The sequence below is a fragment of the Bradyrhizobium sp. C9 genome (genome assembly GCF_002532045.1).
Lineage (GTDB): Bacteria > Pseudomonadota > Alphaproteobacteria > Rhizobiales > Xanthobacteraceae > Bradyrhizobium.
The window spans coordinates 968135-981556 of the sequence record NZ_NWTG01000001.1 but is presented as its reverse complement, the minus strand read 5'-3'; the positions used below and the strand labels follow the sequence as shown (position 1 = coordinate 981556).

The window sequence follows — 13422 nt, the reverse complement described above, 5'->3', positions numbered from 1 at the left end:
TCTCTCTTGGACAAGAATTTTTTCGCATTAACGAATCGTTGACTCTCGACAGCCCGGGAAATCTGGATTCAAATCATCATGATTCGGATGCGACGTGGGGAGCATCCGATCCGGGTAAATCATCAGCTTAGATGGGGGTCTAAGGCATGGCGCGCGCGCATGCAGCGAACGCTTGTGTCCAATCCGATTCGATCAAGGGATTGGCGCAGTCGATCGCGAAACCGGCCTATCACAGGCTCTTGACGGCCGAGCCTGCACTGCGCCGCGCTGTCCCGACGCTGATCATCGCCTTCCTCATCACGATCTGCCTCGGCGCCTTCGTCCAGGTGATCGACCAGAACCGGCAGAAGCGCGGCGCAATGAAGCGCGACCTCGCCGCGCTCTCCGACATCCTCGCCGAGCGGCTCGACCGCCTGACCTCGGTGCGGCGCGACCGGCTCGCCAATATCGATCGGATGCAGGAGCTGCTGCCGGATCTCATTCCGTCCTGGGGCATCGCCAATGGCCGCCACGTCATCATCACCAGCGCCGACCATCGGGTGCTGGCGCGCGTGCCGATCGACGGCGCCGGCGAGAACGACCGCGTCCTCGACATCGTCTCCACTGCGCAGCTCCTGATCGCACCGGGCCAGCAGGGCGCGGTCAGCGACATGACGCTGCCGGGCGGCACCGGCGCGCTGGCGATCTCGCAGCTCGTCAAGTCGCTGCCCGGCCAGGTCGTCGTCATCCAGGAGATGAACGAACCGATCTGGGGATCGGACGCCGCGCTCTCGGTGACGCTGTCGGCGACCACGAGCTTCGTGGTGCTGATCCTCGGCTTCGCCTTCCACTGGCAATCGACCCGCGCCCGCGAGGGCGACCTGATCAACGACGCCGTGCGCGGCCGGATCGACACCGCGCTTAATCGCGGCCGCTGCGGATTGTGGGACTGGGACCTGTCGCGCGGCCGGATCTTCTGGTCGCAGTCGATGTTCACCCTGCTCGGCCTCGATAGCCGCAACGACCTCCTCACCTTCGGCGAGGTCAACGCGCTGGTGAACTCCGACGACATCAATCTGTTCGACATCGCCGAGCAGCTGATCTCGGGCAAGATCGATCACATCGACCAGAGCTTCCGCATGCGCCATGTCGGCGGCCACTGGATCTGGCTGCGCGTGCGCTGCGAGCTCAGCCACGCCGCGGCCGACAGCGGCCTGCACCTGATCGGCATCGCCGTCGACATCACCGAACAGAAGAGCCTCGCCGAGAAGTCGGTGGAAGCCGACCTCCGGCTGCGCGACGCCATCGAAACGATTCCGGAGGCCTTCGTGCTCTGGGATGCCGAGGACCGCCTGGTGCTCTGCAACTCGCACTTCCAGCGGCTGCACAAGCTGCCGGATAGCGCCGTCAGCCCCGGCACATCCTATGAGACGGTGATCGAGGTCGGCAGCATGCCCGAGGTGCGCACCCGCCTGCACGAGAGCGGCGTGCCGGCGCCCGGCGCCCGCACCTTCGAGGCGCAGCTCGACGACGGCAGCTGGCTGCACATCAGCGAGCGCCGCACCAAGGACGGCGGCTACGTCTCGGTCGGCACCGACATCACCCGCATCAAGGCGCACGAGCAGAAGCTGGTCGACAACGATCTGCGCCTGCGCGCCAGCGTGATCGACCTGCAACGCTCGCAATCCGAGCTGGAGCGGCAGGCCGTCGAGCTCGCCGACCTCGCCGAGAAGTACTCGCAGGAAAAGACCCGCGCCGAGGACGCCAACGCCGCGAAGTCGAAATTCCTCGCCAATATGAGCCACGAGCTGCGCACGCCGCTCAACGCCATCATCGGCTTCTCCGAGATCATGGGCTCTGGCCTGTTCGGAACGCTCGGCTCGGACAAATACGCGGAGTATTGCCACGACATCCTGACCTCGGGGAAATACCTGCTCGAGGTCATCAACGACATCCTCGACATGTCGAAGATCGAAGCCGGCCGGATGAAGTTCGACATGGAGCCGCTCGACCTCTCCGGCATCCTCGCGGAGTCGCTGCGGGTGGTCTCCGGCCGCGCCGAGCACAAGGGCCTGTCGCTGGAATCGGATATCGAAAGCACGATCTCGGTCGTCGCCGACCGCCGCGCGGTCAAGCAGATCATCGTCAACCTGCTCTCCAACGCCGTGAAGTTCACGCCCGACCACGGCCGCGTGCTGGTGCGCGGCGAGATGCTGGATGACTCGATCGTGCTGCTGATCGCCGACAGCGGCATCGGCATCGCGCCGGAATCGCTGCGGCGACTCGGCAAGCCGTTCGAGCAGGTCGAGAGCCAGCTCACCAAGAGCTACCAGGGCTCGGGCCTGGGCCTGGCGATCGCGCGCTCGCTCACCAACCTGCACGGCGGCTCGATGAAGCTGCGCTCCAAGCTCGGCGTCGGCACCGTCGTCCGCGTCACCCTACCGCGCGATCCGCGCTCCCTGCAGACCAGACTGCCCGAAGCGGCCTGAGCCCCCACGCTACTTCGCGAGTACCGCTTCCAGCAACGCCGGATCACCGAGAACGGCCAGCGTCTCTCGCGGCGTGAGATGGCGGGCCGCCTCGTCGAAGCTGTCGCTTGCCTCGATCCGCGCGCGGGCCACAGCGAGGTCAAGGTCGATGTCGCCCGGACCGCCACGTCGCGCCGCCGGAAGCGATGCGAGATGACGATGCAGCAGCCCGGAATCCTGCCGCAACGTCGCCAGCGCGGGCGCCGATGCGTGAGCCGGCGACGCCGCCAGTTCGTTGGCACGGACCAGCACGCTCGGCGGCCTCACCTCCTCCGGTGTCATGAACAGCGCACGCATCGCCGGCTTCGCCGTCCAGGCCCCGATCGGGATCGCGAACAGCAGGCCAATGATCACCGGCGACATCCACAACAGCAGCGGCATTGCCACCGCCCAGGCGCTGATCGCCATCGCGACACCGCAGGCGGTCGGGACGCCGTACTTCCGATAGAGCTCCCGCCGCTCGACCTCGCCATCGTCGCGCCGCTGCGTCTGCCAGCCGGCATCGCGGCCGAGCAGGATCTCGACCACGGCGATCGACTGGAACACCATCATGACCGGAGCGACCATCGCCGAGATCAGCACCTCGGCGAACACGCCCGCAAGCGCCCGGAAGCCGCCGCCGAATTGCCGGCGCGTGTCCGACCGCGTCAGCAACAGGATGAAGCCGAGCAGCTTCGGAACGATCAGAAGCGCCATCGTGAGGCCGAACACCCACGCGGCGAGCACGGGATCCTGCGCCGGCCAGTTCGGGAACAGCGAGAAGCCCTTCGGGAAATATTCGGGGCGAATGAAGCGCGCCTGCAACGAGATCAGGATTCCGAGCAGCAGGAACGCAAGCCAAAGCGGCGCGGTGATGTAAGAGCCGATCCCGGTCATGAAATGCAGCCGCGAGATCCAGTGCAGGCGGCGCGTGGTCAGCACCGCGAGATGCTGCAGATTGCCCTGGCACCAGCGCCGGTCGCGCGCGGCAAAATCCAGCAGCGACGGCGGCACCTCCTCGAAGCTGCCGCCGAGCATCGGGGCCATGTAGATGCCCCAGCCGGCGCGCCGCATCAGTGCCGCTTCGACGAAATCGTGGCTCAGGATATGCCCGCCGAACGGCTTGCGCCCGGAGAGTTCCGGCAGCCCCGCCTGCTCCGCAAATGCCTGGATCCTGATGATGGCGTTGTGCCCCCAGTAATTGCCCTCGGAGCCGTGCCACCATGCGACGCCGGCCGCGACCATCGGCCCGTAGAGCCGGCCGGCAAACTGCTGCAGGCGGCTGAACAGGCTGCGCGCGTTGACGATGACAGGCAGCGTCTGCAGCAGCGCCGCCTGCGGATTGGTCTCCATGGCATGGACCATCCGCACGATGGTGTCGCCCGACATCAGGCTGTCGGCGTCGAGCACGATCATGAACTGGTAGGCGCCGCCAAATCGCGTGATCCACTCGCCGACATTGCCGGACTTCCGCGCGGTGTTGTCGGCGCGATGCCGGTAATAGAGCCGCCCACCGCCGCAAGCATCGCTGAGCGCAATGAACGCCTGTTCTTCGGCGATCCAGATATCTGGATCGCGGGTATCGCTCAGCACGAACCAGTCGAAGCTGTCCGCTTGTCCAGTCGCTTCGATGGACTCGTAGATGGCCTGCAGGCGCGCCATCAATTGATACGGATTCTCGTTGTAGGTCGGGAGCAGCACTGCGGTCCGGCTCGCAAGCTGTGGCAACGGACCGTCGTCGCGGATCGGCAGGGCATTCCCGTTGCGCCGAAGCAGCGCGAAGAAGCCGGCCAGCGCCGAGGCGAACGAGAACGCGATCCAGGCGAGCAGCGCGACGAACAGCACCAGTACCATGCCTTCCATGATCGTCACGCCGCCGACCTGGACCACCATGTACATCTCGTAGGCGCCTGCGCCAGTCAGTGCGACGGTCAGCATCATCACGAACGCGCGGCGCATGAACATGCCCGCACCGACCGACACCGGCTTGCTCACCGCGCGCGGCGGCTGGCCGAGGTCGGCCGCCGCCATCGCAAGCGGGCTCTCTCGTGGCAGGAAGCCTCGGGCCGCTGCCGCGACCTCGGGACGAGGCGACGTGACTATGGCGCCCATCGATAGACCCAGATCTCCGAAAGCGGCTTGTCATCCTGCGCCAAATGGGCGCGCAGCTCGATCGGCTCCTTCTTGACGGCGCACTGGAAGCTGAGCCGCCATCCGCCCGTATTCGGGTTCGGCTGCGTGACGACGTTCGTGATCTCGGCCTTCTCGGCCGACACGACGCCCTTGATACTCTTGGGATCGACACCCTTCAGATTGTCGCCGAACAGATCGAGCACGAACAGCTTGCTGTTCTCGCCATGGGCGCCGATGCCGCTGCGCGTAAAGCGCGCGAGCGAGTGCGGTTTCGGCGCGTCAGGTCCCCAGTGCAGGCGATAGGTGAGATTGGTCTCGCTCTTGGCCTTGAGCGGCGCCTTCGGCCGCCAGAACGCGGCAATGTTGTCGTGGATCTCCTCCTTGGTCGGAATCTCGAACAGGATGACCGCGCCCTCGCCCCAATCGCCGATCGGCTCGACCCACAGGCTCGGGCGCTTCTCGAAGCTCGATTCGATGTCCTGATAGGCGAAGAAATTCTTCTCCCGCTGCATCAGCCCGAAGCCGTGCGGATTGATATCCTGGAACGTGCTGATCTGGAGGTCGCGCGGATTGCTCAGCGGGCGCCATAGGCTCTCGCCTCTGCCGTTGTAGATCGCAAGCCCGTCGGAATCGTGCACCGACGGCCTGAAGTCATCGACCTCGTTGCGGTCGTTCGGCCCGAAGAAGAACATGCTGGTCATCGGCGCAACGCCGGCATGCTCGAGATCGGCACGCGGGTACAGCGATGCCTCGACATCGAACACCGTGGTCTTCCCCGGCCTGATCGTGAAGCGATAGCTCGCGGCACAGCTCTTGCTGTCGAGCAACGCGTGAATCACAAGGGATGTCGCGTTGGGCACGGGCCGCTCGAGCCAGAAAGCCTTGAAGAACGGAAACTCCTCGCCCTTCGCCTCGCCGGTATCGATCGACAGGCCGCGCGCCGAAAGGCCATAGGTCTCGTCCTTCGCGACGGCGCGGAAATAGCTCGCGCCGAGGAAGACGCAGACCTCGTCGTAATAGTCCGGCTTGTTGATCGGCGCGTGGATACGAAATCCGGCGAAGCCGAGATCGGTCTCGGTGAACGCGGGCACGGTCTCGCCGAACGAGAACATGTCCTTGCCGTAGCTGACTTCGCTGACCTTGCCGTCCGCGACCTCGAAGATCTTGACCTTGTTCTTGTAGAAGAAGCCGCGGTGGAAGAACTGCGCCTCGAATGGCAGCCTCGCGCCGCGCCACAACGCGCGCTCCGGCACGAAACGGATCGAGCGGTACTGATCGTAGTTCAGGTCGGTCAGGCCATTCGGCAACTTCTCGTCCGGCGCCTCGAACGACTTGCTGGCGAGATTGCGGGCAAGCTCCCTCACCATCGACGGGTTGAAGGGTGCATCAGCCGTGTTCCCTGCCGCAGCGGCCTCCCGCTGCGGTAAGAGCATCAGTGCCGGCAACATGGCCGATCGGTGGAGTAACTGGCGACGATTCAAATCGGCTCCTGCTTGCTGACCGGGACGCCGCAATGAAACCGCTCAGCTGTCGCTGAGTTCCATTATTGCCGGGCGCGCAGGACGATTGCTTCGCCGCGCGCCGAGGCGCGGCGATCGTCTGAAGGGAACCGTCGTGGAAGCGCCTCGATTGCCGCGCTTACGCACTCTCCAGCTTCGGCGCGACCTCGCGCGCGACCTGGACCAGGGCCGCGATCAAGGGCGTCATCGGATCGCGCTGCGGGATCACGAGGCCGACGCTGTAGTCCACCACCGGATCGACGATCGGAATGCTGCGCACGGCATCGGCGAGGCCGAGCGTCTCGGCGAGCTTGGCGGGCATCACGCTGGCCCAGCGTCCGGTCTTCACGTGGGTGTAGAGCACGAGTAGCGAGTTCGACGTCAGCGACGGTGTCGCCTCCGCGCCGACCGAGGTCAGCGCGCGATCGATGATGCGACGGTTCTGCATGTCGGGCGTGAGCAGGCACAGCGGCACGGTGCCGACTTCCTTCCACGTCACCTGCTTGCGGTCGCCGAACATCGCATCCGGCGCCGTCAGCAGGCGATAGCTCTCGTTGTAGAGCGGGATGGTGCGGACCTTGCCGATCGGCTCGTTCTCGATGTAGGTCAGCCCGGCATCGACCTCGAGATTTTCAAGCAGGCCGAGCACGTCGGCGGACGTGCAGGACTGGATGCGAAACCGCACGTCCGGATGGCGCGCCCGGAACGGCGTCGTGAGCGAGGCCACCATGCCGAGCGCGGTCGGGATCGCGGCGATCCGGATCTCGCCCGACAGCTTGTCCTTGAGGCTGTTGATCTCCTGCTTCATCGCGCGCGTGTCGCCGACGATGCGCCGCGCCCAGTCCAGCGTCCGTTCGCCCTCCGGCGTGAAACCCTGGAAGCGGGATCCGCGCTGCACCAGCATGACGCCGAGGATTTCCTCGAGCTGCTTGAGGCTGGTCGACATCGTCGGCTGGGTGACCCCGCAGGCCTCCGCAGCCCGGCCGAAATGCCGTTCCTTGGCCAGCGCCAGCAGAAGTTCCAGCTTGTCGATCAAGGTTCAAACCCCTTCGGAAAATGGCGCCCCAGATGGCTGCCCGACGCGTCCATAGGTAGCACGATCGGGGTGCGATCCCGAAATCCAAAGCGCCCCGGAAGTGCGTGATTCCAGACCTTTATTGCAATCCCGGATCGGTCCATTCGGCAACGCTATTAATCGCGTTTCGCAATCGCCGCATGAGACAGCTTTATTGATGTTTCGAAGGATTCCAATTCTGATGTGCAGAGCAAAAATCGATCGTGAGAAGCGCTGATGACGGTGGGATACGAACCTTGGGACAAGGCGCGCGGCGCGGAAATCATCGCCGAGCATGCCGGGCTTGAAGGCGCCACGCTGGTGATCCTGCACGCGCTGCAGGAAGCCTTCGGCTACGTGCCGGAGCCCGCGATCCCGATCGTCGCCGAAGCGCTCAATCTGTCGCGCGCCGAAGTGCACGGCGTGTTCACCTTCTACCACGACTTCCGCAAGCAACCGGCCGGACGCCACGTCCTCAAGCTCTGCCGCGCCGAGGCCTGCCAGGCTGCCGGCGGCGATCGGCTTGCGGCACGGGCGGAGGCCAGGCTCGGCGTGTCGCTCGGGAATACCACGGCGGACGAGCGCGTGACGCTGGAGCCGATCTACTGCCTCGGGCTCTGCGCCACCGCACCCTCGGCGATGCTGGACGGCCGGCTGATTGGCCGGCTCGATGAAGCGCGCATCGACGCGCTGGTCGCGGAGGCACAGCGATGACGATGCGAGTCTACGTCCCCCGCGATGCCGCGGCGGTCGCCGTCGGCGCCGACGATGTCGCCCTCGCCTTCGCACAGGCCGCAGCCGCGCGTGGCGCGGCGATCGAGATCATCAGGAACGGCTCGCGCGGGCTGTGCTGGCTGGAGCCGATGGTCGAGCTTTCGACCGCGCAGGGCCGCATCGCGTTCGGCCCCGTGACGCCGGCGGACGTGCCGTCGCTGCTCGATGCGATGGCCGGCAACGGCCAGCACGCCCTGCGGCTTGGTGGCACGGACGAGATCCCCTGGCTGAAGCGCCAGACCAGACTGACCTTCGTACGCTGCGGCGTGGTCGATCCGCGTTCGGTCGACGACTACCGCGCCCATGGCGGCTACAAGGGCCTGGAGCGGGCGCTGACGCTGAGCTCCGACCAGATCCTTGCCGACGTCACCACGTCGGGCCTGCGCGGCCGCGGCGGCGCCGGCTTCCCGACCGGCATCAAGTGGAAGACGGTGGCGCAGGCCTGCGCCGACCGCAAATACATCGTCTGCAACGCCGACGAAGGCGACAGCGGCACCTTCGCCGACCGCATGATCATGGAAGGCGACCCCTTCGTCGTGATCGAGGGCATGACGATCGCGGGTATCACGGTAGGCGCCACCAAGGGCTACATCTACATTCGCTCGGAATATCCGCACGCGGTCGAGGCGATGAACGCGGCGATCATTGCCGCCCGCCGCGCCGGCTTCCTCGGCAAGCGCATCGGCGGCACCAAGCACGAGTTCGATCTCGAGGTCCGGGTCGGCGCCGGCGCCTATGTCTGCGGCGAAGAGACCTCACTGCTGGAAAGCCTCGAGGGCCGCCGCGGCATCGTGCGGGCCAAGCCGCCGCTGCCGGCGCACAAGGGCCTGTTCGGTCGCCCCAGCGTGATCAACAACGTGCTGTCGTTCGCGGCGATCCCCTTCATCCTCGACAACGGCGCCAAGGCCTATGCCGATTTCGGCATGGGCCGCTCGCGCGGCACGATGCCGATCCAGCTCGCCGGCAACATCAGATATGGCGGGCTCTTCGAGACTGCGTTCGGCGTCACGCTCGGCGAGCTCGTCGACGAGATCGGCGGCGGCACCTTCACCGGGCGAGAGGTGCGCGCGGTGCAGGTCGGCGGTCCGCTCGGAGCCTACTTCCCGCGCGCGCTGTTCGACACGCCGTTCGACTACGAGGCATTCGCCGCGCGCGACGGCCTGATCGGCCATGGCGGCATCGTGGTGTTCGACGACACCGTCGACATGGTCAAGCAAGCGCGCTTTGCGATGGAATTCTGCGCTGTCGAATCCTGCGGCAAGTGCACGCCGTGCCGGATCGGCTCGACCCGCGGGGTCGAGACCATCAACAAGATCATCAATGGCGAGCGCGTGGCGGAAAACCTCGCCGTGATCGAAGACCTCTGCAACACGATGAAGTTCGGCTCGCTCTGCGCGCTCGGCGGCTTCACGCCCTACCCGGTGATGAGCGCACTGAAACACTTCCGGGAAGATTTCGGCGGAGATCTAGGTCCCGCACTGGCCCGGCTGCAGGCCGCAGAATAGCAAGGAGATCACGATGTCGCTGATCCAGGAAATCGATTTCGGCACGCCCAAATCCAAATCCGAGGCGATGGTCACGCTGACCATCGACGGCAATCAGATCACCGTGCCCGAGGGCACCTCGATCATGCGCGCGGCAATGGAAGCCGGCACCCAGATTCCAAAGCTCTGCGCGACCGACATGGTCGACGCCTTCGGCTCCTGCCGGCTCTGCCTCGTCGAGATCGAAGGCCGCGCCGGCACGCCCGCCTCCTGTACCACGCCGGTGATGCCGGGCCTCGTCGTGCACACCCAGAGCGATCGGCTGAAGAAGCTGCGCAAGGGCGTGATGGAGCTCTACATCTCCGACCACCCGCTGGACTGCCTGACCTGCGCGGCGAACGGCGACTGCGAGTTGCAGGACATGGCGGGCGCCGTCGGCCTGCGCGACGTGCGCTACGGCTATGAGGGCGAGAACCACGTCTTCGCCAAATCGCACGGCTGCGAAAACGACAGCTGGATGCCGAAGGACGAATCCAATCCGTACTTCACCTACGATCCCTCGAAGTGCATCGTCTGCTCGCGCTGCGTCCGGGCCTGCGAGGAGGTGCAAGGCACCTTCGCGCTGACGATCTCCGGCCGCGGCTTCGAGAGCCGCGTCTCGCCCGGCATGAGCGAGAGCTTCCTCGGCTCCGAATGCGTGTCCTGCGGCGCCTGCGTGCAGGCCTGCCCGACCGCGACGCTGACCGAAAAATCCGTGATCGAGATCGGCCAGCCCGAACACTCGGTCGTCACCACCTGCGCCTATTGCGGCGTCGGCTGCGCCTTCAAGGCCGAGATGCGCGGCGAGGAAGTGGTGCGCATGGTGCCGTGGAAGGACGGCAAGGCCAATCGCGGCCATTCCTGCGTCAAGGGCCGCTTCGCCTGGGGCTACACCACCCACAAGGAGCGCATCCTGAAGCCGATGATCCGCGAGCGGATCGAGGACCCCTGGCAGGAAGTGTCGTGGGACGAGGCGCTGAATTTCGCCGCCGCGAAGTTCAAGGGCATCCAGCAGAAATACGGCCGCGACGCGGTCGGCGGCATCACCTCGTCACGCTGCACCAATGAAGAGACCTACCTGGTGCAGAAGCTGATCCGCGCCGGCTTCGGCAACAACAATGTCGACACCTGCGCCCGCGTCTGCCATTCGCCGACCGGCTACGGCCTGTCGCAGACCTTCGGCACCTCGGCCGGCACGCAGGATTTCGATTCGGTGGAGGACACCGACGTCGTGCTGATCATCGGCGCCAACCCTGCCTCGGCGCACCCGGTGTTCGCCTCGCGGCTGAAGAAGCGGCTGCGCCAGGGCGCCAAGCTGATCGTGATCGATCCGCGCCGCACCGAGATGGTGGAATCGCCACATGTGAAGGCGCTGCATCTGCCGCTGATGCCTGGCACCAACGTCGCCGTGCTCACCGCCCTCGCCCATGTCATCGTGACCGAAGGGCTGGTCGACGAGGCCTTCGTGCGCGAGCGCTGCGACTGGAGCGAGTTCGCGGATTGGGCCGCCTTCGTCGCGGAGCTGAAGCACAGCCCTGAAGCGACCGCGATCATGACCGGCGTCGATCCGCAGGCTCTGCGCGAGGCGGCGCGGATCTATGCCACCGGCGGCAACGGCGCGATCTATTACGGGCTCGGCGTCACCGAGCACAGCCAGGGCTCGACCACGGTGATCGCGATCGCCAACCTTGCGATGGTGACCGGCAATATCGGCCGGCCCGGCGTCGGCGTGAACCCGCTGCGCGGCCAGAACAACGTGCAGGGCTCCTGCGACATGGGCTCGTTCCCGCACGAGCTGCCCGGCTACCGCCATATCTCCGGCGATGCCGTGCGCGAGCAGTTCGAGGCGATGTGGAACGTCAAGCTCAACAACGAGCCGGGCCTGCGCATCCCCAACATGTTCGATGCCGCGATCGAGGGCACCTTCATGGGGCTCTACGTGCAGGGCGAGGATATCCTGCAGTCCGACCCGAACACCAAGCACGTGGTGGCGGCGCTGTCGGCGATGGAATGCGTCATCGTGCACGATCTCTTCCTGAACGAGACCGCGAACTACGCTCACGTCTTCCTTCCCGGCTCGACCTTCCTCGAGAAAGACGGTACCTTCACCAACGCCGAACGCCGCATCCAGCGTGTCCGCAAGGTGATGACGCCGCTCAACGGCTATGCCGACTGGGAAGTGACGATCCTGCTCGCCAAGGCGATGGGTTTCGAGATGAAATACAATCATCCGTCTGAGATCATGGACGAGATCGCGGCGCTGACGCCGACCTTCACCGGCGTCTCCTACGCCAGGCTCGACGAACTCGGCTCGGTGCAGTGGCCCTGCAACGAGAAGGCGCCGGAAGGAACGCCGGTGATGCATATCGACGGCTTCGTGCGCGGCAAGGGCAAGTTCATCATCACCGAATATATCGCGACCGACGAGCGCACCGGCCCGCGCTACCCGCTGCTGCTCACGACGGGGCGTATCCTCAGCCAGTACAATGTCGGCGCGCAGACCCGCCGCACCGAGAACGTGGTGTGGCACGCCGAGGACCGGCTGGAGATCCATCCGCACGACGCCGAGCAGCGCGGCGTGCGCGACGGCGACTGGGTACGATTGGCGAGCCGTGCCGGCGAGACGACGCTGCGCGCCGAGATCACCGACCGCGTGGCGCCGGGCGTGGTCTACACCACGTTCCACCACCCGGACACCCAGGCCAACGTCATCACGACCGATTTCTCGGACTGGGCGACCAACTGTCCGGAGTACAAGGTCACCGCCGTGCAGATCTCGCCGTCGAACGGTCCGTCCGACTGGCAGAAAGCCTATGACGAGCAGGCCCGCCACTCCCGCCGCATCGCGCCGGTGGTGGAAGCCGCGGAGTAGCGATGCGCGAACCGGTCCACAAGGCGATCCGGAAGGTCTGGCGCGACGGCGTCTTCAGCGACGGCGCGCGCCTGATCCCGGAAGAGACGCCGCTGGCGCTGACCTATAATGGCGGCACCTACGCCGTGATGATGGGTTCGCCCGAGGACCTCGGCGACTTCGCGGTCGGATTCAGCCTGAGCGAAGGCATCGTGCAATCGGCCGACGAGATCGAGACCCTCGACATCGTCGAGCTTGATGACGGCATCGAGCTTCGGATGTGGCTCAAGCCCGACAAGGCCGCGCGGATCGCCGAGCGGCGGCGCAACATCGCCGGCCCGACCGGCTGCGGCCTGTGCGGGTTAGATTCCATCAGCGAGGCGGTCCGGCCGGCCGCGGTAGTGCCCGCGGGCCGCGTCTTCGCACCACGCGAGATCATGGCCGCGGTGGCGGCGGTGCCGCCGCTGCAGGAGATCAACCACCAGACCCGCGCGGTGCACGCCGCCGCGTTCTGGACCGCGGCGCGCGGCATCGTCGCGCTGCGCGAGGATGTCGGCCGCCACAATGCGCTCGACAAGCTGGCCGGCGCGCTGGCCCGCGACAAGGTCGTCGCAAGCGACGGCATGGTGCTGGTGACCAGCCGCGTCTCGGTCGAAATGGTGCAGAAGACCGCCGCGATCGGCGCGCCGCTGATTGCTGCGGTGTCGGCGCCGACCGCGCTTGCGGTGCGGATGGCGGACGCAGCCGGCATCACGCTTGCAGCGATCGCGCGCGCCGATGGATTTGAGATCTTTACGCATCCGGAACGCGTCACAGGCGCGGTGGCCGGCAAGGAGTCCGCCTATGTCGTCGTCGCCTGACAAACTGGTCTATATGGCGAACCAGATCGGAAAGTTCTTCCACAGCCAAGGGCATGACCGCGCCGTGCAGGGCATATCCGAGCACATCTGGAAGTTCTGGGATCCGCGGATGCGCAAGCAGATCTTCGCCCATCTCGACACCGGCGGCGCCGGCCTCGATCCCGACGTGCTCGACGCGCTGCAGAAGCTGAAGCAGCAGGCGTAGCAAGGGGCTGCACCCAACTCTATCACCATCACCTCCG

Annotated in this window: 9 protein-coding genes; 6 read left to right on the top strand and 3 right to left on the bottom strand. The window is 66.0% G+C overall.

The features are described 5' to 3' along the window. Positions 1-146: 146 nt before the first annotated feature. Positions 147-2468 carry a sensor histidine kinase gene (locus tag CO675_RS04275; RefSeq protein ID WP_097670719.1) on the top strand — a complete coding sequence of 774 codons (2322 nt, stop codon included), beginning with the start codon at positions 147-149 and terminating at the stop codon, positions 2466-2468. Between the two features lie 9 nt (positions 2469-2477). On the opposite strand, the gene mdoH is transcribed toward CO675_RS04275, so the two are convergent. The 3 genes from mdoH to CO675_RS04260 all read right to left on the bottom strand — a co-directional run bounded on the left by mdoH (position 2478) and on the right by CO675_RS04260 (position 7154). Next, positions 2478-4598, bottom strand: a complete 2121-nt coding sequence (gene mdoH, locus CO675_RS04270) for a glucans biosynthesis glucosyltransferase MdoH (protein ID WP_097670718.1) — start codon at positions 4596-4598, stop codon at positions 2478-2480. Next, positions 4586-6052 (bottom strand): glucan biosynthesis protein G, encoded by a 1467-nt coding sequence (locus CO675_RS04265; RefSeq protein ID WP_097670921.1) that lies wholly within the window; start codon positions 6050-6052, stop codon positions 4586-4588. The genes mdoH and CO675_RS04265 overlap by 13 nt, the downstream gene beginning before the upstream one ends. Before the next feature lie 205 nt (positions 6053-6257). After that, positions 6258-7154 carry a LysR family transcriptional regulator gene (locus tag CO675_RS04260; protein ID WP_097670717.1) on the bottom strand — a complete coding sequence of 299 codons (897 nt, stop codon included), beginning with the start codon at positions 7152-7154 and terminating at the stop codon, positions 6258-6260. Positions 7155-7409: 255 nt separating this feature from the next. On the opposite strand from CO675_RS04260, the gene CO675_RS04255 reads away from it, so the two are divergent. Genes CO675_RS04255 through CO675_RS04235 form a run of 5 tightly spaced genes read left to right on the top strand, consistent with a single transcriptional unit; the run spans position 7410 to position 13385 of the window. Next, entirely contained in the window at positions 7410-7886 is a 477-nt protein-coding gene (locus tag CO675_RS04255) for a formate dehydrogenase subunit gamma (protein WP_097670716.1), read from the top strand. Beyond that, positions 7883-9451: an NADH-ubiquinone oxidoreductase-F iron-sulfur binding region domain-containing protein gene (locus CO675_RS04250; protein WP_097670715.1), complete on the top strand. Its 1569-nt coding sequence runs from the start codon at positions 7883-7885 to the stop codon at positions 9449-9451. The genes CO675_RS04255 and CO675_RS04250 overlap by 4 nt, the downstream gene beginning before the upstream one ends. Positions 9452-9464: 13 nt before the next feature. Next, positions 9465-12341 carry a formate dehydrogenase subunit alpha gene (gene fdhF / locus CO675_RS04245; RefSeq protein ID WP_097670714.1) on the top strand — a complete coding sequence of 959 codons (2877 nt, stop codon included), beginning with the start codon at positions 9465-9467 and terminating at the stop codon, positions 12339-12341. A 2-nt stretch (positions 12342-12343) separates the two neighbouring features. Continuing rightward, entirely contained in the window at positions 12344-13180 is an 837-nt protein-coding gene (gene fdhD, locus CO675_RS04240; RefSeq protein WP_097670713.1) for a formate dehydrogenase accessory sulfurtransferase FdhD, read from the top strand. Beyond that, positions 13164-13385 carry a formate dehydrogenase subunit delta gene (locus CO675_RS04235; protein WP_097670712.1) on the top strand — a complete coding sequence of 74 codons (222 nt, stop codon included), beginning with the start codon at positions 13164-13166 and terminating at the stop codon, positions 13383-13385. The genes fdhD and CO675_RS04235 overlap by 17 nt, the downstream gene beginning before the upstream one ends. The last annotated feature ends 37 nt before the right edge of the window (positions 13386-13422 follow it).

What these genes read in the sequence shown, in the direction of transcription:
- CO675_RS04235 (WP_097670712.1), top strand. Translation starts at nt 13,164, where the DNA reads ATGTCGTCGTCGCCTGACAAACTGGTCTATATGGCGAACCAGATCGGA.
- CO675_RS04275 (WP_097670719.1), top strand. Translation starts at nt 147, where the DNA reads ATGGCGCGCGCGCATGCAGCGAACGCTTGTGTCCAATCCGATTCGATC.
- mdoH (WP_097670718.1), bottom strand. Translation starts at nt 4,598, where the DNA reads ATGGGCGCCATAGTCACGTCGCCTCGTCCCGAGGTCGCGGCAGCGGCC.
- fdhF (WP_097670714.1), top strand. Translation starts at nt 9,465, where the DNA reads ATGTCGCTGATCCAGGAAATCGATTTCGGCACGCCCAAATCCAAATCC.
- fdhD (WP_097670713.1), top strand. Translation starts at nt 12,344, where the DNA reads ATGCGCGAACCGGTCCACAAGGCGATCCGGAAGGTCTGGCGCGACGGC.
- CO675_RS04250 (WP_097670715.1), top strand. Translation starts at nt 7,883, where the DNA reads ATGACGATGCGAGTCTACGTCCCCCGCGATGCCGCGGCGGTCGCCGTC.
- CO675_RS04255 (WP_097670716.1), top strand. Translation starts at nt 7,410, where the DNA reads ATGACGGTGGGATACGAACCTTGGGACAAGGCGCGCGGCGCGGAAATC.
- CO675_RS04265 (WP_097670921.1), bottom strand. Translation starts at nt 6,052, where the DNA reads ATGCTCTTACCGCAGCGGGAGGCCGCTGCGGCAGGGAACACGGCTGAT.